This is a genomic window from Salinibaculum salinum (genome assembly GCF_037645885.1).
Classification (GTDB): Archaea; Halobacteriota; Halobacteria; order Halobacteriales; family Haloarculaceae; genus Salinibaculum; species Salinibaculum salinum.
The window spans coordinates 214,998-240,128 of sequence record NZ_JBBENW010000007.1 but is presented as its reverse complement, the minus strand read 5'-3'; the positions used below and the strand labels follow the sequence as shown (position 1 = coordinate 240,128).

At 61.8% G+C, this 25,131-nt stretch carries 26 protein-coding genes and 3 tRNA genes; 6 read left to right on the top strand and 23 right to left on the bottom strand.

Annotated elements, in window-relative coordinates; genetic code table 11:
• Positions 1-649, bottom strand: a 649-nt coding sequence (locus tag WDJ60_RS09705; protein ID WP_340100180.1) for a transposase, incomplete at its 3' end; no start/stop codon positions are given.
• A 164-nt stretch (positions 650-813) separates the two neighbouring features.
• Between WDJ60_RS09705 and WDJ60_RS09700 the strand changes: the two genes are divergently transcribed.
• Positions 814-1,341, top strand: coding sequence for a DUF7979 domain-containing protein (locus tag WDJ60_RS09700; RefSeq protein ID WP_340100179.1), 528 nt, complete (start codon positions 814-816; stop codon positions 1,339-1,341).
• 276 nt (positions 1,342-1,617) lie between these two features.
• Here the strand turns inward: WDJ60_RS09700 and WDJ60_RS09695 are convergent, their stop codons facing one another.
• The 10 genes from WDJ60_RS09695 to WDJ60_RS09650 form a co-directional block, all read right to left on the bottom strand.
• Positions 1,618-1,755, bottom strand: coding sequence for a hypothetical protein (locus WDJ60_RS09695; protein ID WP_340100178.1), 138 nt, complete (start codon positions 1,753-1,755; stop codon positions 1,618-1,620).
• 308 nt (positions 1,756-2,063) lie between these two features.
• Positions 2,064-2,154, bottom strand: a tRNA-OTHER gene (locus WDJ60_RS09690).
• Positions 2,155-2,609: 455 nt separating this feature from the next.
• Positions 2,610-2,681, bottom strand: a tRNA-Ala gene (locus WDJ60_RS09685).
• Positions 2,682-2,741: 60 nt separating this feature from the next.
• Positions 2,742-3,050, bottom strand: coding sequence for a 30S ribosomal protein S10 (gene rpsJ, locus WDJ60_RS09680; RefSeq protein ID WP_340100177.1), 309 nt, complete (start codon positions 3,048-3,050; stop codon positions 2,742-2,744).
• Between the two features lie 3 nt (positions 3,051-3,053).
• Positions 3,054-4,322, bottom strand: coding sequence for a translation elongation factor EF-1 subunit alpha (gene tuf / locus WDJ60_RS09675; RefSeq protein WP_340100176.1), 1,269 nt, complete (start codon positions 4,320-4,322; stop codon positions 3,054-3,056).
• A 131-nt stretch (positions 4,323-4,453) separates the two neighbouring features.
• The gene (locus WDJ60_RS09670; protein ID WP_340100175.1) at positions 4,454-5,404 is read right to left on the bottom strand and encodes a homoserine dehydrogenase; all 951 of its coding nucleotides are present in this window, start codon (positions 5,402-5,404) and stop codon (positions 4,454-4,456) included.
• Positions 5,401-5,934 (bottom strand): amino acid-binding protein, encoded by a 534-nt coding sequence (locus tag WDJ60_RS09665; protein ID WP_340100174.1) that lies wholly within the window; start codon positions 5,932-5,934, stop codon positions 5,401-5,403. The genes WDJ60_RS09670 and WDJ60_RS09665 overlap by 4 nt, the downstream gene beginning before the upstream one ends.
• 101 nt (positions 5,935-6,035) lie before the next feature.
• Positions 6,036-6,254, bottom strand: coding sequence for a hypothetical protein (locus WDJ60_RS09660; protein ID WP_340100173.1), 219 nt, complete (start codon positions 6,252-6,254; stop codon positions 6,036-6,038).
• Positions 6,255-6,320: 66 nt separating this feature from the next.
• Positions 6,321-6,599: a hypothetical protein gene (locus WDJ60_RS09655; RefSeq protein WP_340100172.1), complete on the bottom strand. Its 279-nt coding sequence runs from the start codon at positions 6,597-6,599 to the stop codon at positions 6,321-6,323.
• Positions 6,600-6,898: 299 nt separating this feature from the next.
• Positions 6,899-9,088 carry an elongation factor EF-2 gene (locus WDJ60_RS09650; protein ID WP_340100170.1) on the bottom strand — a complete coding sequence of 730 codons (2,190 nt, stop codon included), beginning with the start codon at positions 9,086-9,088 and terminating at the stop codon, positions 6,899-6,901.
• A 159-nt stretch (positions 9,089-9,247) separates the two neighbouring features.
• On the opposite strand from WDJ60_RS09650, the gene WDJ60_RS09645 reads away from it, so the two are divergent.
• A complete protein-coding gene (locus WDJ60_RS09645) occupies positions 9,248-9,421 on the top strand; it encodes a hypothetical protein (RefSeq protein WP_340100169.1) in 174 nt (57 codons plus the stop codon).
• Between the two features lie 52 nt (positions 9,422-9,473).
• Positions 9,474-10,223, top strand: a complete 750-nt coding sequence (locus tag WDJ60_RS09640; RefSeq protein WP_340100168.1) for a DUF5781 family protein — start codon at positions 9,474-9,476, stop codon at positions 10,221-10,223.
• Here the strand turns inward: WDJ60_RS09640 and WDJ60_RS09635 are convergent.
• The 11 genes from WDJ60_RS09635 to WDJ60_RS09585 all read right to left on the bottom strand — a co-directional run bounded on the left by WDJ60_RS09635 (position 10,220) and on the right by WDJ60_RS09585 (position 21,804).
• Entirely contained in the window at positions 10,220-10,924 is a 705-nt protein-coding gene (locus WDJ60_RS09635; RefSeq protein WP_340100167.1) for an energy-coupling factor transporter transmembrane component T family protein, read from the bottom strand. The two genes, WDJ60_RS09640 and WDJ60_RS09635, sit on opposite strands and share 4 nt — an antisense overlap.
• Positions 10,918-11,622 carry an energy-coupling factor ABC transporter ATP-binding protein gene (locus tag WDJ60_RS09630; RefSeq protein WP_340100166.1) on the bottom strand — a complete coding sequence of 235 codons (705 nt, stop codon included), beginning with the start codon at positions 11,620-11,622 and terminating at the stop codon, positions 10,918-10,920. The genes WDJ60_RS09635 and WDJ60_RS09630 overlap by 7 nt, the downstream gene beginning before the upstream one ends.
• Positions 11,623-11,644: 22 nt before the next feature.
• A complete protein-coding gene (locus tag WDJ60_RS09625; protein WP_340100165.1) occupies positions 11,645-12,226 on the bottom strand; it encodes a biotin transporter BioY in 582 nt (193 codons plus the stop codon).
• A gap of 130 nt (positions 12,227-12,356) precedes the next feature.
• Entirely contained in the window at positions 12,357-12,968 is a 612-nt protein-coding gene (locus tag WDJ60_RS09620) for a 30S ribosomal protein S7 (protein WP_417750451.1), read from the bottom strand.
• On the bottom strand, positions 12,968-13,396 hold the full coding sequence (locus WDJ60_RS09615) for a 30S ribosomal protein S12 (RefSeq protein WP_302082696.1): 429 nt from the start codon (positions 13,394-13,396) through the stop codon (positions 12,968-12,970). Before WDJ60_RS09615 ends, WDJ60_RS09620 begins: the two co-directional genes overlap by 1 nt.
• 174 nt (positions 13,397-13,570) lie before the next feature.
• On the bottom strand, positions 13,571-13,996 hold the full coding sequence (locus WDJ60_RS09610; RefSeq protein WP_340100163.1) for a NusA-like transcription termination signal-binding factor: 426 nt from the start codon (positions 13,994-13,996) through the stop codon (positions 13,571-13,573).
• A gap of 1 nt (position 13,997) precedes the next feature.
• Positions 13,998-15,197 (bottom strand): DNA-directed RNA polymerase subunit A'', encoded by a 1,200-nt coding sequence (rpoA2, locus tag WDJ60_RS09605; RefSeq protein WP_340100162.1) that lies wholly within the window; start codon positions 15,195-15,197, stop codon positions 13,998-14,000.
• Between the two features lie 3 nt (positions 15,198-15,200).
• On the bottom strand, positions 15,201-18,179 hold the full coding sequence (locus tag WDJ60_RS09600) for a DNA-directed RNA polymerase subunit A' (protein ID WP_340100160.1): 2,979 nt from the start codon (positions 18,177-18,179) through the stop codon (positions 15,201-15,203).
• A gap of 1 nt (position 18,180) precedes the next feature.
• Entirely contained in the window at positions 18,181-20,013 is a 1,833-nt protein-coding gene (gene rpoB, locus WDJ60_RS09595; RefSeq protein WP_340100159.1) for a DNA-directed RNA polymerase subunit B, read from the bottom strand.
• 1 nt (position 20,014) lies between these two features.
• Complete coding sequence (locus WDJ60_RS09590) at positions 20,015-21,577, bottom strand: DNA-directed RNA polymerase subunit B'' (protein ID WP_340100158.1); 1,563 nt, start codon at positions 21,575-21,577, stop codon at positions 20,015-20,017.
• Positions 21,577-21,804, bottom strand: a complete 228-nt coding sequence (locus WDJ60_RS09585) for a DNA-directed RNA polymerase subunit H (protein WP_302082690.1) — start codon at positions 21,802-21,804, stop codon at positions 21,577-21,579. The genes WDJ60_RS09590 and WDJ60_RS09585 overlap by 1 nt, the downstream gene beginning before the upstream one ends.
• Positions 21,805-22,078: 274 nt before the next feature.
• Here WDJ60_RS09585 and WDJ60_RS09580 point away from each other — a divergent pair.
• Both WDJ60_RS09580 and WDJ60_RS09575 read left to right on the top strand, forming a co-directional pair.
• Positions 22,079-22,151 (top strand) — tRNA-Asp (locus WDJ60_RS09580).
• A 130-nt stretch (positions 22,152-22,281) separates the two neighbouring features.
• The gene (locus tag WDJ60_RS09575) at positions 22,282-23,097 is read left to right on the top strand and encodes a YihY/virulence factor BrkB family protein (protein ID WP_340100157.1); all 816 of its coding nucleotides are present in this window, start codon (positions 22,282-22,284) and stop codon (positions 23,095-23,097) included.
• A gap of 46 nt (positions 23,098-23,143) precedes the next feature.
• Here WDJ60_RS09575 and WDJ60_RS09570 read toward each other — a convergent pair whose 3' ends face one another.
• Positions 23,144-24,358, bottom strand: a complete 1,215-nt coding sequence (locus WDJ60_RS09570) for a LolA family protein (protein ID WP_340100156.1) — start codon at positions 24,356-24,358, stop codon at positions 23,144-23,146.
• 108 nt (positions 24,359-24,466) lie between these two features.
• On the opposite strand from WDJ60_RS09570, the gene WDJ60_RS09565 reads away from it, so the two are divergent.
• Complete coding sequence (locus WDJ60_RS09565) at positions 24,467-25,117, top strand: hypothetical protein (protein WP_340100155.1); 651 nt, start codon at positions 24,467-24,469, stop codon at positions 25,115-25,117.
• Positions 25,118-25,131 lie beyond the last annotated feature (14 nt).

Genomic DNA, 25,131 nt, shown 5'->3' with positions numbered 1-25,131 from the left:
CACGGATCCGTTCACCACCATACGTGACACGCGCGTCACTCTTGACGGCGGAAACCCACTCTTTGCCGTAGCCTTCGAGGTGAGTCACGAACTCCTCGGAACAATAGCTTATGTCGAAGAGATAGGTGTCCGCCGGGACACCTATCTCGATGAGGTCATCAACAAGATCGATGGCGAGTTCGACACGTCGTTTGGCGTCTTTCTCGTAGAGGCGGAAGCCAAGCGGATAGGTGGTTTTCTCGTCGGCGTAGAGTGCGTAGATGAGGTTCTGTCCCCAGATGTAGCCGGGAACAGTGTGGTCGTAGAATTTCCCCACGTTGGGGATTTTCTCGCCTGTTTTGTGCGTGAAGGTGTCGTCGACGATGACGACACCTTCACTGGACCAACGAGTATCGTCGGCTTGCTGAAGAAGCTCCAGACGCTCTTTGTTCAGTTGATCTTCATCCCAGTCGTACTCGGTGAGGAACTTATTGAGAGCGCGTTCGCTCTTGGCTGGAAGTACGTGCGTGGAGATACCGTCCACGGTCTTGTTGCTGGCCGCAACAAGACCGGTTACGTAGGTCTTGGCATGGTACTTCTGCCGGGTTGAAAAGCACTCTAACTCGTCGATTGGAGCGGTACAAGATAGAAACGACGTGAGTGGGAGCATCCGATCTTCACGTCTCTCTACGCGCTACATCAGCATAAGGTGCGAAGTCAAGTACTTACACACTCGTTGCAGGGAGTCAATCTGGCATCGATGACGTTGCAGACCGATTTGGGACCGCCACACCAGGAGCGGATACCCGAGACACCGCTGGCGGCAACGACTCCGTGGCTCAGTCTGACGCCGTCACACCAGTCCCGGACACTCGTGATTCAGTCGGTGTCTGCGATTTCTCGGACCTGACTGACCGAGAACAGCGAATTCTCCAGCGGGGCATCGACACTAAATCCGGCACCGCCACAGCCCATACCTCCGGTGAACACTTCCGCGTGATGGGGGATGGTGGATCGCTCGGCCACGGCACCTACTACATCCACGTTGAGGACACGTATTACTCGTTGAAAGTCCGGCAGACGACTAATACGGGGATCGGGTCCGGGCTTGCAATGTTCATCTGGCTGGTTGTGCTTGGCATCGGCGGTGGCGTCGCGCTGTTTGGGCTGATAAGTCTGCGTCAAACGCCACCATGGGTTGCTGGCCCGAGTGCACTTCTGTCCGGCAGTGTCATCGTCGCAGCGAGCTTCCTTACGGCACCATACGAGGAGAATATCAATGGAGACTTGCTGCCGTGGTCGATCGCCGTTACCATTCTCGTCTACGGGGGATTCGTCCTATACCGTCGATGGCACGACTAAGAGAAGCAGGTTGTCTGCGTGGTGTTTTCAGTGACCATCTCAGCGCACCCGTCGTTGCTGAGAGGATTTGCAGTGGTCAGTAAGCACGCGTACTGAGCGGTGTCTGATTCTCCGTCCAGATTCGGACAACTGCTCAATACGTGGATTTGGTGAGTGGTCAAGACATCCTCAGGACTGTCCGCTCAGTACCTCTGCTTGTCACACAGAACGTTGGTCGTCACAGATACCAGCGTGTTTGCTCACTATCGACACGGCAAATCCGACAGACGAGTATGGCTACTCGTCGAGCATCCACGTTGGTCGCGTAACCGTCGCAGTCTCCAACTCAGAGAGGTTGTAGCGCGTCTGACGCGTGAACTCATCGTTTCCTCTCGTGACATCGTATTCTGCGATGAATCCTTCTTCGGCAATCACGTAGAGTTAGCCTCGACCCTCGCTTTCTGAGATATGTAAATCACCAAACCGAGTATCCCCAACACCCCGTATGCTACTCCTTGGATTTTTGGTGACGATAGATTACGCTTCGTTGCGTCCCGATAAATATAGTATCCGACTGTTGGCCAGAAAATCAAGAGATACAGACCAACACGGACGAGCAATCCGTTATACGCGGTGAGCCAATCCATGGTTAGAGGAAGTGTCTATCAGTAAAGAATATTGTCCACGGTGGTTATTGGCACGCTTAATGAACGCTTGATACACTGTTGGCACTGGCCGGAGTACGGAAGGGGTGGGAATTGAACGCCACGAGGCCAAGAGAGCCCACACGGACCGACGCTGGTCCATGGTGCTATACCACTTAGCTACCCTTCCCACTCTGTTCCACCAGCGAATCCCGATTAGTAAGACGGTGCTTTTTCTGGTGACAGTCTTCGTATTACTGCCCTAATCTGTCCGACTGTAGTGTCGCTCACTACGCATGCCACTGAGTGGTTGTTTCTGGTTCGGTATAGTGGAAAGGACGACGGTATGCACCATGCTGGCTACCGACTTTGCGATAGTATACTGTTTGTGACGACAGTCCAGCAAACTCAATGAGCGATTGATTTTCTCCCGGTCTGGCTATCTGTACCATACGAATCGAGCCAGCAGCATTTCCAACACGAATCATGACGAACTCCGAGCGAGTCAATCAAGGGAGCCATAAAGTAGTGTTAGAGAGTTTGAGAAGGCGAAAAGGCCGTATATGGACTCGCCGGGACCGAGCAAACCGGAGGTTTGCGAGGGTCGGCGAGGGAGTGACTGACGGAGCGGAGCGACGGAAGGAATGGACTCGCCGGGATTTGAACCCGGGGCCTCTTCCTTGCGAAGGAAGCGATCTGCCACTGATCTACGAGCCCGCAAAGCGGGGCGAAAGCCCCTGCGCGCGGTACGGTGACCGAGCGTGAACGCGAGTCGCCCTAGTCTTCGAGGACGATTTCGATGCTGACGTCGTTGGGCACTTGAATGCGCATCAGCTGGCGCAGCGCCCGTTCGTCGGCGTCGATGTCGATGAGGCGCTTGTGGACGCGCATCTCCCAGTGTTCCCACGTCGCGGTCCCCTCACCGTCGGGGGACTTGCGGGTTGGGACTTCGAGCGTTTTGGTCGGCAGCATGACCGGTCCCGACAGCTTGACGCCGGTCTTGTCCGCGATGTCGCGCACGTCGGCGCAGATGTTGTCCAGGTCGTCGGGGCTGGTACCTGCCAGCCGGACGCGTGCCTGTTGCATCGGTTATCGCTCGTTGACCGAGAGCACCTTGCCAGCTGCGATGGTCTGACCCATGTCGCGGATGGCGAAGGAGCCCAGTTCCGGAATCTCGCTGGACGGCTCGATGCTGAGCGGTTTCTGCGGGCGCACGGTGACGACCGCAGCGTCGCCGGACTGGATGAAGTCCGGGTTCTCCTCGGCGACCTCGCCCGAGGACGGGTCCAGCTTCTTATCGATGGACTCGATGGTACAGGCGACCTGTGCCGTGTGGGCGTGGAAGACCGGCGTGTAGCCGGCCGTGATGACGCTCGGGTGCTGCATGACGACGACCTGCGCCTGGAACGTCTCTGCGACGCTCGGCGGGTCGTCGGCCGGACCACAGACGTCACCGCGGCGGATGTCGTCCTTGCCGATACCGCGGACGTTGAATCCGACGTTGTCACCGGGTCCTGCCTGGGGCACCTCTTCGTGGTGCATCTCGATGGTCTTGACCTCGCCACCGACGTCCGAGGGCTGGAAGCTGACGTTGTCGCCCGTGTTCAGGATACCCGTCTCGACACGTCCGACCGGGACGGTCCCGATGCCCGAAATCGTGTAGACGTCCTGAATCGGAAGGCGCAGCGGTGCGTCCGTCGGCGGTTCCGCTTCGGGCAGGTTGTTGAGTGCCTCGAGCAGGATTTCGCCGTCGTACCACGGCGTGTTCTCGCTCTCTTCGGCGACGTTGTCGCCTTCGAACGCAGAGACCGGGATGTACTTGACGGAGTCGGTGTCGAAGCGGACCTGGTTCAGGAGGTCGCCGACTTCGTCCTTGGTGTCCTCGTATGCACCCTCGCCGTAGTCGACGAGGTCCATCTTGTTGACTGCGATAATCAGCTCGTCGATGCCCAGCGTACGGGCCAGGAAGACGTGCTCCTGGGTCTGTGGCTGGACACCGTCGTCAGCCGCGACGACGAGCACGGCGTTGTCGGCCTGGCTCGCGCCGGTAATCATGTTCTTGACGAAGTCGCGGTGACCCGGACAGTCGACGATAGTGAAGTAGTAGGTGTCCGTGTCGAACTCCTGGTGGGCGATGTCGATGGTGACACCACGCTCTCGCTCTTCGGCGAGGTTGTCCATCACGTAGGCGAACTCGAAGCCGCCCTTGCCCTTCTCTTCTGCTTCTTCTTTGTGCTGCTCGATGACGTGCTCCGGTACGTTACCTGTCTCGTACAGAAGTCGTCCGACGAGCGTACTCTTCCCGTGGTCGACGTGGCCGATGACGGCCAAGTTCTGGTGCGGTTTGTCCTCACTCATGTTATCTCACGCGCAGAGGCGCTATGTGGCAGTCTTTACGCGGTGGTTCATAAAACCATTTCGAAAGTCCGCGCCCGCGAGGCGGCCGCTGTCCCGTGATTTGCTACTGCGTCACACGACAGTGCCGTCGGTCAGTCCGCGAGGCGGTCTACGTCCGCCAGCACTGCCGTCGCGGTCTCTGGCCCACCCGCACCGCGTCCAGAGACGTTCAGTCGGCCGGCGTGGGTCGTCTCTATCTGAACGATGTTTCGGGTCCCCGTCACCGCGAGCGCGCCGTGCTCGGGCACGAGACGCGGCCCGACGCGGACCTCGTCGTTGCTGACCTCACCAATAAGTCGGATAGTGCGGCCGTCTTCGTGGGCTAGGTCCAGCGCGCTCGCGGGCACGTCCTTGATTCCCTCGACGGTGGCGTCCGCGAGCGTGTACTCGCGCTCGTCGCCCGCGAGGACGTTCGCGAGGATCACGAACTTCAGCGCCGCGTCGGTTCCCTCCACGTCGAAGGTCGGGTCTGCCTCGGCGACACCGAGGTCCTGGGCTTCGGCGAGCACGTGTTCGTATCCCAGCCCTTCCGCGGCCATCCGGGAGAGAATGAAGTTCGCCGTCCCGTTGAGGACGCCGCGGGCAGCCGTGATGTGGTCCGGACCGAAGTCCGCAATTGTCGAACAGACCGGCATCGCGCCGCCGACCGTCGCTTCGAACAACACCGTCCCCTCGCTCTCGCGTTCGAGTGCGCGCACGTCGGCGTACCGTTCGGCGACCGGTCCCTTGTTCGCCAGCACGACGTGATGGTCCCGTTCCAGTGCCCGTTCGACGTGACCGAAGCCCGGCTGGGCGTCACCGAGCGTCGTCGGCGTCACCTCGACGAGCACGTCGTACGCTGCGGCGAGCGCATTGTCGGGGTCTGCGTCACCGACAACCCCCTCGTTCTCCTTGCGTTCGACGGCCGCCGCTGCATCGATGCCGTCCGCATCGACGACGGCGCTTCGCGAATCTGCAAACGCGGTGACGGTGTGACCGTACTCGCTCGCGAGTTCGACGACCGAGGTGCCGACGGCACCGGCACCCATTACCGCAAGTCTCACGGCGCATCACCTGCCGTCAGCGGCTCGATAACCTGCAGATCTTTCTCCGCAGCAACCTCGCGGACGATATCGAGTGCAGCGTCGGTCTCGCCGCGCTGGGCGGCCAGTCGGATACGAGCGCTCGATTCGCCCTCGCTGTCTTCGGGTGCCGACAGCGAGAGGTCACGAACCGACGCGCCCGAAGACTCCTCGACGCGGTCCAGCGTATCCGAGAGGTTCGTATCGACGAGATGGCCGATGAGGACGATAGTCAGTTCCTCGCCGTAGCGTTCGGCACCGGCCTGGATGACGTTGATGCCCTCGTCGCGGACGGCGTCGACGATGTCGTCGAACCGGTTCGGTGTCGCCTCCAGGTCGACTTCGACGGGGATGTGTCCACGCGGTGTGACGTTGCCCCGCTCGTGGAAAATCGAGAGGAGGTTGCCGCCGTTTGCGGCGATGGGTTCGAGCGCCCGGAGTAGTTCCCCGGGACGGTCGACCAGCTCCAGCCGGACGGTGTACGCCCGGACCTCCTCCGTCGAGTCGCTCATCGGCTACCACCTCTGCCGAATCGAGTACGGAGGCTCATTGCCAGCCTCTCGGTGGGCCGGCTATAAGAATCCCGCCGTTTGCGATGCGGAGTAGCCACCAGCTACGGCAGATATCGGTCGTAGAAGTCGTCGATTGCGTCGTTGTACTCGTCGCCGTTCGGACTCCCCCAGGGATTGCGCGAGAAGTAAAACATCGCCGCGAAGAACGTGCCCAGCGCGACGGCGAGATACGGCGCGACCACTTCCCCGAGGACGAACGTAGCGAGACCAGCCAGCAACCCGCCGATGAGGATATCGACAATCTGGTATTTGAGGGACATACCGGCGTTTGGACGTGACAATAGGTAAGCGAACGGATTGACTGGGCGGCGAACTGCCGTCCTGGCCTACTCGTCGCGGAGTTCCTCGGCGATGGTCTGCAACTGTGCTTTCCGGAAGGGAGTGTCAGCCAGGTCGGGGTCGTCCTCGCCAATTTCGCCGAGTTTCCAGAGGATTCCGGCCCGCATCTGGGGTTTCGAGGGGAGTCGGTTCGTGTCGATGTCGTACTCGACTGCCTCGCAGATGGCAGCGAGTGCTTCCTTGGTGAAGGCCGTCGACTCGATGCGCTCGTAGCGGTCTACAGCCTCGCGAATCTCGTTGCGGAGTTCGTCGACAGTCGGTGTCACTGGTGGGGAAAGCGGTGGCTCGGTTCTGTAGGTTTCGGTCGCGTGTCAAGGAGTGAGGAACAGTGTGTCTGGTTGCGGTGCTGTACAACAGAACTGCGGTGGCCGGGAGGCCGTTTTATCGGCCGATTCGGGGAAGGGCAGGGCTGCCGTTGCTGTGCTGTGCGGTTGCGGAGGAGTTAGGATAGCACCTGCGAGCGCTCAGCCGAGCGCGAGCAGCCTTTTTCCCCAAGTTTTTGTGAGGAGGGTGCGGTGTGCGCCGAAGGCGCACCCGACACCCGACGAAACAAAAAGTGGTCGCGTTAGATGTAGTCGATGACTTCCGGCAGTTCGAGCTTCATGCCCTTCCGCTCGCGAATCTCCATGATGGTCTCGCGCTGGAGGTTGTCAGCCATAACCTGGAACCCGGCGTTCTCGGTGTTCCAGGAGGCACGACCCTCGGTGGCCGAGCGAATGTCGCTGGAGAAGCCGATCATCTCGTCGACGGGCGCGACGCCCTCGACGACCATCAGGTCGCCTTCCTGGTACATGTCGTCGACGCGGCCACGACGGCCCTGGATTTCGCCGCTTGCCGCACCCATGTGCTCGTTGGGCACGTCGATGCGGACTTCCTGAATCGGTTCGAGCAGGCGAATCTCCGCGTCGATGAGCGCGTTGTGCAGCGACTCACGGACAGCGGGGATGACCTGTGCCGGACCGCGGTGGATAGCGTCCTCGTGGAGGCGAGCGTCGTGCAGGCGGATGAGCGACCCGGTGACCGGCTCTGCGGCGAGCGGGCCATCCGAGAGCGCTTCCTCGAACCCTTCGAGCACGAGTTCCATCGTCTCGTTGAGGTGCTGAATCCCCTTCGTGTCGTCGATGATGATGTTCGAGCCGAAGATGTGCTCGACTTCCTGGGAAGTGTCCTTGTCGAGGCCGGCGTCCTGCAGGGCCTCACGGCGTTCGAGTTCCGGCATGTCCATCGTCGCCTCGCCCATCTTCAGCGTCTCGACGAGTTCCTCGCCGAGGGGTTCGACGGTGATGTAGAAGCGGTTGTGGCGGTTCGGTGAGATACCCTCGACTTCGCGGCTGGACTCCTGAGGAGCCTCGCGGAAGACGACAATCGGCTCACCGGTCGTCACTGGAATGCCCTGGTTGCGCTCGATACGCTGGGTGATGACTTCGAGGTGGAGCTCACCCTGCCCGGAGATGAGGTGCTCGCCAGTGTCCTCGTTGATCTCGATCTGGATGGTGGGGTCCTCCTTGGCGACCTGCTGGAGCGTCTCGATGAGCTTCGGCAGGTCGTCCATGTTCTGTGCCTCGACGGACTTCGTGATGACCGGCTCCGAGATGTGCTCGATGGACTCGAAGGGAGTCATCTCGACACTGGAGACCGTCGAGCCAGCGATGGCGTCGTTGAGGCCGGTGACCGCGGCGATGTTCCCGGCAGGGACGCGGTCGACTTCCTCGCGTTCGCCGCCCATATAGATGCCGACGCTCTGGATGCGGTTCTTGCCCGCAGTGCCGGAGACGTACAGTTCCTGGCCTTTCTCGAGCGTTCCGGAGAAGACACGGCCGGCAGCAATCTCGCCGGCGTGGGGATCGATACCGATGTCGGTGACCATCAGGACGACTTCGCCATCCTCGTTGACCATCCGCATCGTGTCGGCAATCTCGGATTCGGAGTCACCACGCCAGATACGCGGGATACGACGGGGCTGGGCGTCGATGGGGTTCGGGAAGTGCTCACAGACCATGTCGAGCACGACGTTCGACAGGGGCGTCCGCTCGTGGAGTTCCTGACGATTGTCGTTGCGCTCCAGTTCCATGATGTCGCCGAAGTCCATCCCGGTGCGCTGCATCGACGGCATCGAGACACCCCACTTGTAGAGTGCAGACCCGAATCCGACGGTACCTTCTTCGACGGAGACCGTCCAGTCCTCGGTGATGTCGTCCATCTCCTCGGTCATGCCGCGGATGAGGTCGTTCACGTCGCGGATGACCGAGACGAGACGTTCCTGCATCTCTTCGGGACCTTCCTGCAGTTCCGAAATGAGGCGGTCGACCTTGTTAATAAACAGCGTCGGCTTGACACCCTCACGGAGTGCCTGTCGGAGGACGGTTTCGGTCTGTGGCATCGCGCCCTCGACGGCGTCGACAACGACGAGCGCACCGTCGACGGCACGCATCGCACGGGTCACGTCGCCACCGAAGTCGACGTGGCCGGGCGTGTCGATGAGGTTGATGAGGTGGTTCGTGCCCTCGTACTCGTGGGTCATCGAGACGTTCGCCGCGTCGATGGTAATCCCACGCTCTTGCTCGTCTTCTTCGGTGTCCATCGCCAGCTGTTCACCGGCGGTGTCGTCCGAAATCATCCCCGCCCCAGCGAGGAGGTTGTCTGTGAGTGTCGTCTTTCCGTGGTCAACGTGAGCAGCGATGGCGATGTTCCGGATGTGCTCCGGATTGTCCATCAGTGTCTCACATTCCTGTACGATTTTCTTTCGTCGGCCCATTATTACACCAGCCTACCGGCAGGAGGGTCAAAAGGATAGTGTTTCGCGGTGGCGCAGTCTGCCACCGCGAAACACCCGACGAAATATCGAAACGCAGCCTCGTGTATCCGGAACAGATACCGACGACACTATTTTCTGTATACTCAGTAATAGCCACGTATGGACGACCCGTTCTTTTGTGAGGACTGTGATATGGAACTGACCCACGACGACATCCACACGGTCAGCCCCGTCCCGCAACTGGATGTCGAGAGCTACGAAATGGTCGATAACGTCGCCGAAGTGTACCAGTGTTCTCACTGTGGGTTGGTAATCGGCTTCGAGCCACAGTAGCGCTCACAGTCGGCGACATGCTAATACGTGTGAATCACCCACATGATAGTGTATGGATGTAGGCGTCGATGGGCCAGGCCCGGCAGCACCGTTTCTCAGCGCGCGCGACCTGTTCGAAACCGAGTGTGACCTGAAGCGCCCAGTTCAGGTCCAAATTCTCGAAGATCCCGACGAGCGAACCCGCGTCAGCCACAGTGACGAGGGACACCGCCTGACTATCTCCCAACAGGCCGCGACATCTGCGATGGCTCGCGAACTCGCCCTCCACGAGTTCGCCCACATGCACCACCACGAGCGCGAGCACCCCTCGCACACCCAGTCGACGAGAGAAGCCATTCTGCTCGCGCTGGCCGGCCGCAGCGTCGAGCAGCGCAAACTCACCCACTGCTACCAGATTGCGAACCACATGAAAGATATCTACGCCGACGACGTGTGGCTGGAACTGGCTCCGGCGGACAAACTCGTCGACTTTCTGGAAGCGAGTCTCGCCGCCGCCGTCGCCGACCGACCAGCGGGGCCGAGCACGTGGCAGCGGATGACGCCCGCCGCAGACCCCGATATCACCGCGGTCAACGCCGCCTTCGCGCTCGCGCTTGTCGAGCGCCACAGCCTCGTCGACGACGGCCACCGGCTCTACGACCTCGCACACGCGGCCGCCGCGGATGCCCCCGAGATTAGCCTCTCGCAGTTCAAACACCGGTTCAAAACGCTCGCGACCGATCCCGACGAGAGCGAGTACCGGAAAGCGCTCGTGGATGTCACACGCGCCTACGCGGGGGGCGAAGGACCAGCGGCCGACTAGAGCAGCGCCGACAGGGTCAACAGCACCGCAACCCCGACCACGAGAGCGTCGGCTCGCGAGAAGCGCAGCGCCGGAAGCGTCGGATTGTACGCGAAACACCGCGCACGGAGCGCCACGGAGAGACTGTCTGCCCGCCCGACTGCTCGAACCAGCGACAGCGTCGCCAGACGCGTCGTTCGGTCGCGCGCCGACCGCTGCTGCCCGCCACGGGCGGCAATCGCCTCCCGAATCCGACTCACGTCTGCGCGAACGACCGGAATAAATCGGAACGTCAGCGCGACGCCGACGCCGAGCAACTGTCCGAATCGCCCCGGAATCGTGTGCTGGATGGCCGCCCGCGTCTCCCTAACCGGCGTCGTGTGGACGAACGCGGCGCTGACCAGCAACACCGGTACGATACGGATTACGCTCCGAAGTGACGTGAGCGCGCCGTCGACGCGAAACAAGGGTGGGCCGAGCGCGAGGCCGCCGAGTACCGGACCAATTGCGAGAAACAACAGGACGAGCCGGTAGGCACGCAGCGCTCGCACCGGGGAGAGTCGCGCAGCAGACAGACCCCCCACCGCAATAATAAACACCGCCAGCAGTTGCAGCGCCGACGACGCGGCGAGCGCAGCGATTGCAAACCCGATCTGAAACGCGATCTTCGCCCGCGGATCGAGTCGGTGGACGAGTGTCTCGCCCGGTGTGTAGGTCAGCATTCCGGGACACGGACGCCGATATCGGCGAGTTGCTCGCGGGCCGATTCCGAGTCGGCGTCGACGGCAACCGACCCATCACGGAGTCCGACGACGCGGTCCGCCCGCGCGAGCACGTCGCGCACGTCGTGCGTGACGAGAATAATACCGGTCCCGTCGGCGTGCAGGTCGTCGAGGTGTTCCAGTACCGCCTGCCTGGACGGCCAGTCCAGCCCGGCAAAGGGTTCGTCGAGGACGAGATGTGACGGCTCCATCGCCAGCGCACCCGCGATGGCGACGCGTGCCTGCTCGCCGCCCGATAGCGAATCCAGCCGGTCGTCCGCTCGACCGGCCATGTTGACCGCCGCGAGCGACTCGGTAACACGTCGGTCGATTTCTTCGCGATCCAGTCCGAGATTCTCCGGCCCGAAGGCCACGTCTGCACCGACAGTGGCGGCGACGAACTGGTCTCTGGGAGTCTGAAACACCATCCCGACGGCCGTCCGCGCGGCGACCGGATTGGCCGTCGCAGACTCGTCGTCGACGAGCACCTCGCCCTCGTTGGGTTCGAGCAGCGCGTTGAAGTGACGCACCAGCGATGTCTTGCCGCTGCCGTTTGCGCCGGCGAGGAGAACCCACTCACCATCCTCGATTGTCAGTGAGACGCCGTCGACGGCCAGGTCTCCGTCGTAACGGTGAACCAGATTCCGGACCTCTATCATCGATAGTGGGTTGCCAGGCGGTTCACTTCAGTTGTGCCAGTGTCTCGTTCCCGCCGACCACGATACCAGCAGACAACACCACTTTCAGCACGTCACCGACGGCGTACAGCGACATGGCGCTGGCTGCGGCCGACAGCGAAATGCCGCTCACTTCCGCCAGCCACGGCACGCCGACGGCGTAGATAGGAGCCAGCGAGAGCAACAGCGCCACGCCCGCGACGACGGGCGAGATTTCACCGAACGGTTTCGGTTCGACCGAGCGGTGGACGAGTGCGCCGATGAGTACCGCAGCCAGCAGGAATCCCACGAGGAACCCGCCGGTCGGACCGAGGAAGTACCCGACGCCAGCCCCACCGCCGGAGAACACCGGCGCACCAGCGAGGCCGACGACGATGTACAGCAGAACGGCGAACCCACCCCAGAGCGGCCCCAACAGGAGACCAGCGAAGAAGACTGGGAACGGCTGGAAGGAGAACGGAACGCTCCCCAGCGGGATTGAAATCTGTGCCAGCACGGCCGTCAGCGCGGCCAGCAACACCGCGACCGCGACGTGTGAGACCGTCGTGTCCGGGACGAGTTCGACCGATTCGTGTTCCTGAGACATACCCGTGACTGTATCGTCAACCGCAAAAGAAATACCGGTTTACGTTCCGGCAGCTGTCGACGGCAGGACGCAGAGCGATGGCTGGTCGTGGATCGGAAAGAGAAAATCGCAGAAAACGGACGAGAGACGCTTACCGCGCGGCGGCCGCGACGCGCTCTTTTTCCTCTTTCTGGTTGACGGCGTAGGTACCAACGTCGTTGTTGGCAGCGCCGATGAGCTGGCGTGCGAGCGCCTCGGAGGCGTCGGCTTCGGTCTTGAAGGAGTCGTTCAGGACGCCCTCACCGAGGAACTTCAGCGCCTGGTCGACACGCCGCTGCGGGGAGACGTCGACTGCCTTCGGAACGGAAATACCTCCGTACTTCAGGCGGACGGTCTCCTCGCGGGGTGCGCTGTTCTCGACGGCACGAACGAGAATCTGAATCGGATTCTCGTCGGTCTGGCTGTGAATCTGCTCGAAGGCGTCCCGCGTAATCTGGGTCGCCATCTGCTTTTTGCCAGTGTTCTCGTCGGTCTGCATCAGGCGGTTGATGAGCCGCTCGACGATGCTGATTTCGGATTTCTTGAACTGCTTGTCCGCGTGGCGGCCCATCGTGTGGGCGATCGGCGTGACAGTGATGTACCGTTCCGTGGAGGGGTCGCGGTACTCGATATCGTCGACCGACCACGTGCCAAAGAGCTGTGCGTTCGCGTCCTCGCCCTCGTTACCGGGAGCGTCGGGGTCTGGCTGGTCCGTACTCATGATTATCGCACCGGTTTCTCCGCGTTGCCTCGAACCAGTTCAATCATCGAGACACCGTTGACTTTCTCGACCTTGTAGTTGACGCCTGAAAGGTCGCCCATCGCACGACCCTTCGCCCCGCCGATACCGGCGATGGTCACTTCGTCGTGTTCGTCGATAAAGGAGATAGCGCCGTCACCGGGACAGAACGCAGTCACCTGTTTCCCGTTCTTGATGAGCTGGACCCGGACGCATTTCCGGATCGCAGAGTTGGGCTGTTTCGCTTCGATACCGACCTTCTCCAGAACGATGCCACGCCCCTGGGGCGCGCCCTCGAGTGGGTCCGACTTCTCGCGAAGCCCCCGCTCGCGGCGCGCGTACTGGGAGTCGGACCACCGGTGAGACTGGCGGTCCTTCTTGAGCTTCCGCGCGGCGTATTTGCCGTTCGCCATAGTACACGCGAATATCCGATGAAGGTACTTAAGACTCCTCTTTTGCAATCCCAGGAGGGAACGGGTGACACACCCACAGACGCAGGAACTGCCACATACTATCGGACCGAAACCTTTCAAGAATTTCACCACCCCGGGGCGGCCAATATCGTTGCGAAGTTGCGTCCGACAGTATCAGGTCAGTTCGATACCGTCGATGTCGTAGTGACGCTTTGCGAGTGTCCGTGCGGCCTCAATATTTCTCCCGTCAGAACCGATTGCCACACCGCGGTCTTCCTGAGCGACCTCGACGTAGGCCAGTCGGTCGTCGTTCTCGCTGATCGTGACGTTGTAGACGGCTGCCGGAGCCAACGCGTTCGCGACGAAATCTGCGGCTGTATCCGCATCCTCGACGAGTTTGATGGACTTGCCGATCTCCTCCTCGACGGCGGTGACGTACTCGCCGCCGGCACCGATCGCCTGGCCCATCTCGCCGGGTTTGACGAGGAAGATGACGCGGTCGAACTCCTCGTCGATGACACAATCCCGGACGGTAGCGTCGGTCGTCTCCTCGAAAAGGGAGACCAGCTGCAACGCCTCATCCGAGAGCCGAACCGTCATCTCAGTCGGCGCTTTCGGAGCTGCGGGCACTCATCCGCAGGTTCACGTCGCCGGTCCCCAGTTTGATGGGCTTGCCGACGATGACGTTCTCGGTGACGCCGTCGAGCGCGTCGACCTCGCCGTGGACGGCCGCATCGAGCAGGTGGTTGACCGTCACCTCGAAGGCTGCCCGTGCGAGCACGGAGTCTTTCGACCCCGAGATGCCGTGGCGGCCGATGGACTCGATGGTCCCCTCGTTGGTCATGATGTCCGAGACCAGCATCAGGTGACGGATGTTCACGTCGTCGAGCCCCTGCTCTTCGAGCGTGTTCATCGTCTCCTCGATGATTGCCTCGCGGGCCGCCTCGACCCCGAGATTCCGATAAATCTCGTGGATGTTGTTACAGCTGGTCCGGGAGGCGTCGACCCCCTCGATGCCCAGCACGGTCCCGAAGTCCGACCCCTCAGTGTAGAGGACGAACTCCTCGCCCTCGTCGGTCTCCTCTTTCCGAATGACGACGCGTGAGATGTCCTCGATACCCTTGAAGACGATGTCCGAGAGGTCCTCGACCAGCTGGAGGAGGTCGCGGTAGGACGGCTCCTCGGGACCGAAGGCGATGACGAGGTCCTGCCGACGCGTCTCGACGCCGAGTTTCGACTCGATGGTGTCGGCGATTTCCTCGGCGATCTCGATTGGGTCGTCGACGGTCGGCCACCGTTCGAGCAGCGTGTCCTCGTTGAGCGAGACGCGAACCTGCATGTCCGCAACGTTCGTGGAAACGTCACCGAGCTGAAGAATCTTCGTCGCCTCGATGTTCCAGACGACTTCGTGTGCGCGCTCGCGATTCTCGGCGAACTCGTCTTCGAGGTGGACCGTCATCATCGGCGTGTCCGGTTCCTTCCGGGCGTCGACGAGTTCGATGAGTCGCGGCAGGCCCTGCGTCACGTCGATCTCTGCGACGCCCGCGTAGTGGAACGTGTTCATCGTCATCTGCGTTCCGGGTTCGCCGATGGACTGGGCCGAGACGGTCCCGACCGGGTCCAGCGGGTCCACGCGGGTGTCGAGATACTCGGCCTCGACGCCCTGGACGATGTCTTCGACCTGGTTGAGGCTCGCGTCGCGGTCTTCGAGTGTGCTGTACACCTCGTCTTTGAGTCGTCGCGGAAGCTCCGTATCTTCCACGAGGACTTCGATGTCGGTGGATACGTCGTAGTCTGTCATGGGTTAGTCGTCACTCTGGGCCATCCACCAGTCGTCGGCGTGCTCCGACAGGTTGGTCGGCGTGGCCTTGTCGCCGAGGAACTGTTCTTTCGCCTGGGCACTGTCGAACTCCTCGTCGAGGACGCGGTCCGCGATACCCTCGACGTCGACAGCCGGTTCGTCCACCGAACTAGACACCTCCACGGGGGAGGTCCCGTCCTCGCCGAACTCGAACTGAACGACGGTGTCCGAGGTGTCCCGGACGGTGCCGTCGTACTGGGTTTCCAGTTCGGAGAGTGCGTTGATGAGACGTCGCTGGAGGTAGCCGGACTTGGAGGTCCGGACTGCCGTGTCCACCAGCCCCTCGCGGCCACCCATCGCGTGGAAGAAGAACTCCTTGGGATTGAGCCCCTCACGGTAGGAGTGCTCCACGAAGCCGTGTGCCTCCGCGGAGAGGTCGTTGGGCGCGAAGTGTGAGAGCGTGCGGTCCTCGTAACCGCGGTTGATTCGCTCGCCACGGACTGCCTGCTGGCCGACACAGCCGGCCATCTGCGTGAGGTTCAGCATCGACCCACGCGCGCCGGACTCGGCCATCACGACGGCCGGGTTGTCGTCGGCGAAGTGGTCTTCGGCGATGTCACCCGCGCTGTCACGGGCCTTGCCGAGTGCCTGCATAATCTTCATCTCCAGCGTCTCGTCGACGGTTCGACCCGGTAGCGATTCGAGTTCGCCCCGATCGTAGGTGTCGATGAGTTCCTGCACCCGGTCGTAGGCGCTGTCGATCGCCTCGTCGACCTGCTCCTGGGCCGCCGGCGGAATCGACTCGTCGTCGATACTGATGGAGAACCCGAAGTGCATGATGGTCCGGATGGCGAGGCTGGACACCTCGTTGATGAAGATGCGCGCCCGGGTTCGCGAGTACTGCTTCGTGATGGTGTCAACGATTTCACCACCGAAGGCACCGACCCCGTCCTCGTCGATGGTGCCGGCCGTGTGTTGGCCGTCCTCGATGACGACGGTGTCGCCGGCCGAGGAGGTGAATTCGAGATTCAGTCCGTCGGGGAGCAGTTCCGAGAAGAGGGTCCGGCCGGTCCAGTACTCGGTACCGCTGTCGTCGGTCCGGTCCGGTTCCGGCAGCTCGTCGATGCGGGTGGTCCGCAACAGGTCGAGCGCCTGCGTCTCGTTGAACTCCGGATTCTGGTTCGTCAGGAGGTAGGTCGCGGTGATGTGGTCCTGAATTGCGCCGATGATGTTCTCACCGAAGCGCGGCGAGAGCATCTGTTCTTGGACGCGCATGAGGACGCGCGCCTCCGCACGGGCCTCCTCGTTCTGGAGGGCGTGCATGTTCATCTCGTCGCCGTCGAAGTCTGCGTTGTACGGCGGGCAGACCACAGTATTGAGACGGAACGTCTTGTACGGCATCACGACCACTTCGTGGGCCATGATGGACATCCGGTGTAGCGACGGCTGCCGGTTGAAGATGATGATGTCGCCGTCGATGAGGTGCCGGGAGACTTCCCAGCCCGCCTCGACCTTCTCCGAGAGTTCCTCGCAGTTTTTCTCGGTAACCTTGAGTCGGCGTCCGTCCGGTCGGCGGACGTAGTTCGCCCCCGGATGGCCCTCCGGTCCGTTCTGGACGTAGCGACGCGCTTCGGCCAGATTCATCTCGTTGACGTTCATCGTCTGGGTCATCTCCTTTGCGACCCGGTCCGGGACCCCGACCTCGTTCAGCGAGAGGGTCGGGTCCGGACTGATGACGGTCCGAGCGGAGAAGTTCACACGCTTTCCGGACAGGGAGCCACGGAAGCGCCCTTCCTTGCCTTTCAGGCGCTGGGAGAGCGTCTTGAGCGGGCGACCCGAGCGGTGTCGGGCCGGCGGCGTCCCCGAAATCTCGTTGTCCATGAACGTGGTGACGTGGTACTGGAGCAGTTCCCAGAGGTCCTCGATGATGAGCTGTGGGGCACCCGCCTCGCGGTTCTCCATGAACCGTTGGTTGATGCGGATGATGTCGACCAGCTTGTGGGTGAGGTCGTCCTCGCTGCGCTGACCGTTGTCCAGCGTAATCGAGGGGCGTGCGGTCACCGGCGGCACCGGGAGCACGGTCAGAATCATCCACTCCGGTCGGGATTTCTCGGGGCTGACACCGATGGCGTCCAGGTCCTCGTCCGGGATGTCCTCGAACCAGTCGCGGATGTCCGAGGGCATCAGCTTGTTCATATCCTCTTCGGTGAGGTCCGCGCCGAGCGCGTCCTCGATTGCCTTCCGGTCGTCCTCGCGCGGGCGGAACGAACCGGAGAGAATCTCCTGCACGCGACCGGGATCGATTCCCGTCTGGTCGGCGAGGTCCTGCGGCGTGATGCGCTCGTCGTCCTCGTCGTCCGGTTCCATGGCGCTGGCGATGCGCTCGGGGTAGTCCGAGGAGAGGACCTGCTGGACCTCGTAGTAGGTAGTCGGCTTCTCGTGTTTGACGTCGTACTGAACTGCCCCACAGTAGGGGCAGAGGTCCTCGTTCGTGTTCGTCGAGGAGCGCCGACAGGTCCGCATCGCCGATTTGAGTTCGTCGCTGAGGTCCTGGCTGAGGTCGCGCGCCTCGCGGAGGTTCCGGCGGAACTCGTCGAGCTGGTCGTCGGCGGCCGCGCTCGACTCTTCGAGGTCGGCGTACTTGCTGCCGTCGACGGGGGTGAGTCGCGAACACTCGCGACAGGTCCCGCGCAGCAGGCGGCGAATGAGCTTGTTGAAGCCGACGTGGATGACCGGTGCGGCCAGTTCGATGTGCCCGAAGTGACCGTTACACGACCCGGAGTGCTTCCCGCAGGTCTTGCACTCCAGTCCGGGGTCGATGACGCCCAGACGCGGGTCCATCAGTCCCATGTCGATGGGGAAGCCGTCGTCGTCGTAGGTGTCGGCTGTGATGACCTTCGTGGCGCTCATGTTTCGGTACTCCTCGGGGTCCATCAGCCCGAAACTCAGGCTCTGGATTTCCTTGGGTGCGTGTTGGCTCATGTTAGACTGCGTCCTCCAGTTCGATGCGCGGAGCGATGCCAAGCGCCTTCATCTCGTCGAGCAGGAGCTTGAACGCGTAGGACATCTCGATTTCGTGCACGTCTGTCTCCTCGTCACAGTTCGGACAGTAGACGCGCCGTTGGTCGACGTTCTCGACGGCCGCCATGCCACAGTTGGCACAGACGTAAATCCACTCGCGGTCGGACTCGTCGAGGAGTCGCTCCTTCAGGGTCATGGCCGCGCCGTGTCCGATGAACACGTCGCGCTCCATCTCCCCGATACGGAGACCACCCTCACGGGCGCGCCCCTCGGTAGGCTGTCGCGTGAGCACCTGCACGGGGCCACGCGAGCGGGCGTGAATCTTGTTCGAGACCATGTGGTAGAGCTTCTGGTAGAAGATAGTCCCGACGAAGATCTCTGCCTGAATCTTCTCGCCGGTGACACCCGAGTACATGACCTCCTTCCCGCTGGACATGAAGCCGTGGTCTTCCAGCGAGCCGCGGAGTTCATCCTCGTCCTCTCCGGTGAAGGGAGTCCCGTCGACGCGCCGGCCTTCCAGCGCGCCGACTTTCCCGCCGATCATCTCGAGGATGTGTCCGACCGTCATCCGGGACGGCAGCGCGTGGGGGTTGACGATGAGGTCCGGCACGACGCCGTCCTCGGTAAAGGGCATGTCCTGCTGGGGTGCGATGTGACCGACGACACCCTTCTGCCCGTGCCGCGATGCGAACTTGTCGCCGAGTTCCGGAATCCGCTCGTCGCGCACGGACACCTTGGAGAGTTTCGAACCGTCCTCGCCCTCCATCAGCGTCACCGTGTCGACGACGCCGGACTCGCCCGAGCGCATCGTCACGCTCGTCTCACGGCGCTTCTGGGGTGAGAGGCCGCCCATATCGTCTGGTTCTTCCAAAAATCGAGGCGGGCTGGTCTTCCCGAGCAGGACGGCGTTCTCGTCGACCTGCGTTTCGGGGTTGACCAGTCCGTCCTCGTCGAGGTGGGTGTACGCTTCCTCGCCGCGTGCGCCTCGGACCTCTTCGTCGGGAATCTCGAAGCGGTCCTCCTGACCGCCGGGGTAGCGTCGTTCCTCGCCCTCGTAGGTCCGGAAGAAGTGCGAGCGAGCGAGTGCGCGCTCGACGGACCCTTTGTTCATGACGAGTGCGTCCTCGATGTTGAACCCCTCGTAGGACATGACCGCGACGACGAAGTTCTGTGCCGCCGGGCGGTCGTCGTAGCCGATCTGTTCGGTGGTCTGGGTCTTGACCATCGAGAGCTGCGGGTAGTGCAGCAGGTGCTGGCGCGTGTCCGGCCGAATCCGGTAGTTCGCGCTGGGCAGCCCCAGCGACTGCTTGATCATCCCCGAACCCATCGTAATCCGCGGGCTGGCGTTGTGTTCAGGGTATGGAATCATCCCCGCACCGATACCGAACATCAGCTGCGGGTCGATTTCGAGGTGCGTGTGGTTGTCGGTCAGTTCCTCCTCCTCGACGGCGACGAAGATGTCGCCCTCCTCTTCGGCGTCGATAAACTCGACGAAGCCCCGGTCGACGAGGTCTTCGAACTCGATATCGCCGTTCTGGAGCGCTTCGACCTCCTCGTCGGAGATGAGCGGTTCGCCGTCCTCGACGACCAGCAGTGGGCGGCGCGCCCGGCCGGCGTCGGCGTTGACGATGACCTCCTGAGTCCGCTCGTCGACGGAGACGTTGACCATCTCCGAGACATCGCCTCGGCGGCGGGCCTGTCGAATCTGGTGTGCGAGCTTTTCGGGGTTGGGGTGTGTCCCAACCAGACTGCCGTTGACGTAGACTTTGGCTTCTCGTCCCTGTTGTTTGCTCATATTAATCGTCCGCAGGCTGTTCGACACTCTCGATGCCGGGGATGCCCTGTACCCCCATCTGCGCGAGTTCCTGTTTGAGTCCCTGTTCGTCCTCGATGTTCTGGGAGAGCTCCATCGCCTGTGCGAAGTTCTTCACCAGCCCACAGTTCGGTCCCTCGGGCGTCTCGGAGGGACAGATGCGACCCCACTGGGTCGCGTGCAGGTCGCGCGCTTCGAAGTGTGGCTGACTCCGCGAGAGCGGCGAGCGCAGGCGGCGAAGGTGCGAGAGAACCCCCATGTAGTCGGTCCGGTCCACGAGCTGGCTGACGCCAGAGCGGCCGCCGACCCAGTTCCCGGTCGCAATCGGGTGTTCGAGTCGCTCGGTCAGCACGTCCGACCGAACCACGGTGGAAACCGACAGCTGCCGGTTCCGCATGTTGGCGCGTTCGAGCTGGTATTTCACGTCGCGTGCCAGCTTGTTCAGCGCCGTCCGGAACAGGTCCTTCATCAGGTCGCCCGAGACTTTCAGGCGCTTGTTGGCGTAGTGGTCCTTGTCGTCTGCCTCACGGCGGTCGAGCGCCAGCTCGAAGCAGGCCTCGGCCATCCGGCAGAGGTAGTAGGCCTTGTTGATGCGCACGTCCTCGTCTTCGACACCCTCCTCGTGGAGGTGCGGCAGCAGATATCGGTCGATGACGTAGTTGGCGCGTTTGAGCTGGTAGTTTCTGCCCTGGCCGCTTGCGACGCGTTCACCCAGCGTCTTGATTGCGTCCTCGGTGGTCTGGACTTCCGCGGCCTCCAGATTCTCCAGCATGAACTTGACAATCTCGGGGTCGTCGCTCACGCGGTGGACGATCTCCTCGTCGGATTCCAGTCCGAGCGCGCGGACGAGCGTGACGAAGTTCACGCTGCCCGAAACGGACGGGAAGGAGACTTCCAGCAGACCGTCGCGGGTCCGCTCGACGAGCACGAGCGCACGGTAGCCACGACGCTGGCTGAACGTCTTGGCAACTTCGATGGTGTCGCCGTACTTCGTGTCGGTCTCGGCGAGAATCTTGTTCGGTGCGAGGTCCTCGCTCGTCATCAGGACTCGCTCGGAGCCGTTGACGATGAAGTACCCACCGGGGTCGGCGGGGTCCTCGCCGATATCGATGAGTTCCTCGTCGGAGAAGCCGGCGATGTTACACTTCTCGGAGCCGACCATGACCGGCATGCGGCCGATTTTCGTCTCGGTCTGGTCGACGACGCGCTCTTCCTCGTCGTGGCCACCCTTGACGATGGCCATCTCCATGAAGACTGGCGCGGAGTAGGTGATGTTGCGCAGGCGCGCCTCCTGCGGATAGAGTAGTTCTTCACTCCCGTCGGCCTCCCGGACGCGGGGCGTGACGACGCGCACGTCGCCGAGTTCGACGAAGACCGGTTCCTCGCCTTCCTTGTCGCCGATGTCCGTCTCGATGGTCTCTTTCTCGTCGACCACCTGCTGCATTCCTCGGCCGAGGAAGGAGTTGAACGACCGGAAGTGATGTTCAGCGAGCCGTTCGCGCGAAAAGTATTCCCGTGAGATGTCTCGTTTGTCGTCGATATCCATTATTCCACCACCAGTCGGTACACTCTTGCGACGTCTGTGGTGCGTGAGTCGCGTTCGATTTTCACCACGTCGCCAATCGACGCGTCGTCGGGCAACGCGGGGTCTGCGCGTTTGATTTTCGGCAGGTCTGTTTTTCTAATGTTATACTCCTCGAGTACGTCCTCGAGTGCATCGTCCTCAAGGACCGTATGGTCGGGCACGAGTTCGTGTTGGCTTACATCTACCATGGGTGTGGCTTGGCCGGCAGAGAAGGCTGTTCGAAGATACTACAGCGCCCTATATTCGGAAGCCATATAACACTTACCAAACGCCGACGAGCGACGCTATCGAACCCCCGGCCGAACCGCGCGGTTGAGCCACGTAAACAGCCGTGACACGGGGAGTTTCTGGTCTGGTATCTCGCTGTTGTCGTGGCGAGAATATATAATTTGGGTCGGACTCCCACAGCGTCTTGCTTTGGAAAGTCTTAATACCAGAACCTGGATACGGTGTAATGCGAAGGCCCGGGTGGTGTAGTGGCCCATCATACGACCCTGTCACGGTCGTGACGCGGGTTCAAATCCCGCCTCGGGCGTCTCTACCTTTCTGCGAGGCGTTTCATCGCCGAGCACCCGCTCTATTGTGGCGGTGAGGGTCGCTGCCCGACTGAAAAACCAACTGTATCAGGCCCTTCAGTTACAGTGCCCGAATGAGATGGTGAAACTATGGATATCCGGCCAACTGTCTCGCAAGCGAAAGTGGTCATGAGCGTCTTTAGCGAGAAGAACGTGACGTTCCTCGCCGGCAGTATCGCCTACAGCGCGCTCATCTCACTCATTCCACTGATTCTGTTCTTTTTTCTTGCGGTAACTGTGTTCGGTGCTCCCGAACTGCAGCAGCGAATCATCGAGGTCACCACCGACAGTGTCTCCCCGGCAATAGGGGGAATCATCGAGGTGATGATCGAAGAACAAAGAGACACTGGTACTGGATCGACTGTTGGCGCATCTCTCATCGGAGTGCTCACGCTCGTCTGGGGTGCAATCAAGGTATTCCGTGGACTCGATACTGCGTTCTCGGAGATCTATGAAATAACCACACAGGAATCGTTCGTCGGCCAGATAAAGAAGAGCCTGCTCGTGCTTGTTACTCTCACGATAGGAGTTGTCGTGATGGTCGGCACCACCAGCGTCGTCGCGCTCTTCTCGTCTCTCCCATTCATTGGGGTCGTTGCACCGCTGCTACTTATTGCTGGCCTCGGTGCCGTGTTCTTCCCACTGTACTACCTGTTTCCGGACATCGACATGGAGCCGCGGGATGTACTTCCAGGGACGATTGTCGGGGCCGTCGGCTGGGCACTCCTGCAGGTACTGTTTCAGGTGTACGTCTCCCTGAGTGGGAGCGGCGGCGGCAGTCTCATCGCGAGCGTCCTGCTGTTGATCACCTGGCTTTATTTCAGCGGCGTCATCCTGCTGCTAGGCGCTGTGGTCAACGCAGTCGTCATCGGCCGTGCTGGCGAGATTGTCAGGATGGCAGGCTGATCGTTGGCACCGGGAGCAAACAGGAGTCCCGACGAGACGCAGTCTCTCATCGACAGTCGATAGAGGCCACGATCTCGAGCAGCGTGTCTTTGCTGACCGCGTTTCCGGAAATTGAGTAGCCGAAGTCGCCACATTCGAAGACGACGCTATTGGTGGTGCCGAACTGCCGATAGACGACTTCGCGGCCGTCGACAGTGACTGGCTCGCCGCTCACGTTGGTCGTCGTCATATTGTCGACGCTGACGGTCAACACCGACGTTTCGTTGGTGTACCGGAGCGAGGCAAAGCGGTACTCGCCGGGAGCGAGCTGTGCCCGTTCGAGCTCGTAGGATTGGTCGATGTCGGGGTCCGGAATCGGAAGTTCCGTGTTCGCACGGAGTTCAGCGACTGAGTCGTAGGTCTGAACCGACGGGAGGCCGGGGTCGACTATCGTCGCGTTTTCGGGGGGTTCAAACCGGAACGTGTCGTCGTCGATGCCGGGCTCGAAGGTGACGTTCCGATAGGTGGTCGTCGACTCGATTCGGCGGTCGTCAGACACCCACTCGATGTGGGTCTCCAGCGGGAGGAACCACTCCGCGTCGACGTGCATCGTCTGTTTGTACTCCTCGAGAGTCGTCGCGTTGTCGGCAGTCGCTGTCGGCCGTATCGAAATGACGTACACCTCTCGGCCGGCGACCGTGTCAGTCCCCTCGTACCGGACGCCGAACTCGTCGGCAGCCTCGACCGGTGGGGCTGGTGTCGAAACGCCCGACTCGCCGCTTGGGACCACTGGAAGCGGTGCCGCTCGTGGCTTGACTTCGACCGTTGTCGACTGGCCGTCTGTGTCACGAGTGACGTTGAGGCGAGTGAATATCTGCTCGATGCGCTCTGCCTGCGTGAGGCTCGCGGACGGCTGTCCAGACGTGTTCAACCGCGTGACGTTGTTCTCCTCGCGGTCGTACAGCCAGGTGACAGAATCGTTCGACACGACGAGAGAATCAGTCGGCCCCTCGATGGACTCGACCCGTCGCTCGCCGGTGCTGGGACGCGCCCAGACCCGCTGGACCGACCGGTTCGATTCGTTCCCGAAAGCGTACGACGACTCGACTGTGGCGACGTAGCCGTCGAGTTCCGCCAGCCGTTCGGATGCGTTCTGACCGATTGGCTCTGGAGCACTCTGTTGTGTCTCGGCGGGCCAGAATGCGACCAGCCCGGTGGCAGTGACAGCGACAGCGAGGACAGCGACGAAGACAATACTGGGGAGGGACTTGCCGAGCGGCATTCGTAAGTAGGCAAACATGACGGCGAACGCATAATCGTTTCGAGACACGGGGCCGCGCAGTCACGACCGACCGGTAAACGGTTTAGTCCCCGAGTGAAAACGAGGTGTATGGACGACGTGGACAGGGAGATGCCGGGGGCTATCGTCGAGGAGTTCCTGCAGCGCGAACGGGGGACGCGGGCGCTACTCGATGAACTGGAACAACTGTCCATCGAAGGCAACAACGAAGAGGTCCGGAACCGCATTCGTGAGTTCGCCGACAGCAGCCGCAACGTCTTTTTCGCCGTCGCGCTCTCGCTGACGAACTCGAAGCACTTCTTCGGCGACGTGGAGTCACAGCTTGGCGTCGGTGCCGCCGACCGCCTCCGCGACCTCGCGGACACCTATCCGACGCTCGCAGAACCGTTCGGTATCGTCCGGATGGAGGTCGCAAACGACCGAAAGAACCCGATGACGGGCATGGACGTGACCACCAGCTACCACGCCGAAGAGGAGGTCCCGCTCATCGCCTACACCGCCCACTCCGGCGAGATGGCGCTCCACGAGTCGCGGGGGTCACCCCAGGAAGTGCTTCAGTCGGCGAGCTACCTCGTGCAGGCGACCAACGATGCGCTGGAAGCCGCACTCGACCAGGACCACTCGGTCAACACCGACGAACTCAGCGAACTCATCGACCGCCGCGAACAGCTAGAGTCGGAACTGGGCCAACTGCGGGACCGCATCGACGAACTCCGACGCAAGCCCGTCGGCGACGAATAGCGAAGCGAGGAGCG

Coding starts and splice junctions, on each gene's coding strand:
- WDJ60_RS09645 (WP_340100169.1), top strand. CDS start 9,248: ATGGACGACCCGTTCTTTTGTGAGGACTGTGATATGGAACTGACCCAC.
- WDJ60_RS09600 (WP_340100160.1), bottom strand. CDS start 18,179: ATGAGCCAACACGCACCCAAGGAAATCCAGAGCCTGAGTTTCGGGCTG.
- WDJ60_RS09630 (WP_340100166.1), bottom strand. CDS start 11,622: ATGATAGAGGTCCGGAATCTGGTTCACCGTTACGACGGAGACCTGGCC.
- WDJ60_RS09640 (WP_340100168.1), top strand. CDS start 9,474: ATGGATGTAGGCGTCGATGGGCCAGGCCCGGCAGCACCGTTTCTCAGC.
- WDJ60_RS09660 (WP_340100173.1), bottom strand. CDS start 6,254: ATGTCCCTCAAATACCAGATTGTCGATATCCTCATCGGCGGGTTGCTG.
- WDJ60_RS09590 (WP_340100158.1), bottom strand. CDS start 21,577: ATGGATATCGACGACAAACGAGACATCTCACGGGAATACTTTTCGCGC.
- WDJ60_RS09585 (WP_302082690.1), bottom strand. CDS start 21,804: ATGGTAGATGTAAGCCAACACGAACTCGTGCCCGACCATACGGTCCTT.
- WDJ60_RS09570 (WP_340100156.1), bottom strand. CDS start 24,358: ATGCCGCTCGGCAAGTCCCTCCCCAGTATTGTCTTCGTCGCTGTCCTC.
- rpsJ (WP_340100177.1), bottom strand. CDS start 3,050: ATGCAACAGGCACGCGTCCGGCTGGCAGGTACCAGCCCCGACGACCTG.
- WDJ60_RS09565 (WP_340100155.1), top strand. CDS start 24,467: ATGGACGACGTGGACAGGGAGATGCCGGGGGCTATCGTCGAGGAGTTC.
- WDJ60_RS09665 (WP_340100174.1), bottom strand. CDS start 5,934: ATGAGCGACTCGACGGAGGAGGTCCGGGCGTACACCGTCCGGCTGGAG.
- WDJ60_RS09650 (WP_340100170.1), bottom strand. CDS start 9,088: ATGGGCCGACGAAAGAAAATCGTACAGGAATGTGAGACACTGATGGAC.
- tuf (WP_340100176.1), bottom strand. CDS start 4,322: ATGAGTGAGGACAAACCGCACCAGAACTTGGCCGTCATCGGCCACGTC.
- WDJ60_RS09615 (WP_302082696.1), bottom strand. CDS start 13,396: ATGGCGAACGGCAAATACGCCGCGCGGAAGCTCAAGAAGGACCGCCAG.
- WDJ60_RS09575 (WP_340100157.1), top strand. CDS start 22,282: ATGGATATCCGGCCAACTGTCTCGCAAGCGAAAGTGGTCATGAGCGTC.
- WDJ60_RS09610 (WP_340100163.1), bottom strand. CDS start 13,996: ATGACGGTTCGGCTCTCGGATGAGGCGTTGCAGCTGGTCTCCCTTTTC.
- rpoA2 (WP_340100162.1), bottom strand. CDS start 15,197: ATGACAGACTACGACGTATCCACCGACATCGAAGTCCTCGTGGAAGAT.
- WDJ60_RS09625 (WP_340100165.1), bottom strand. CDS start 12,226: ATGTCTCAGGAACACGAATCGGTCGAACTCGTCCCGGACACGACGGTC.
- rpoB (WP_340100159.1), bottom strand. CDS start 20,013: ATGAGCAAACAACAGGGACGAGAAGCCAAAGTCTACGTCAACGGCAGT.
- WDJ60_RS09635 (WP_340100167.1), bottom strand. CDS start 10,924: ATGCTGACCTACACACCGGGCGAGACACTCGTCCACCGACTCGATCCG.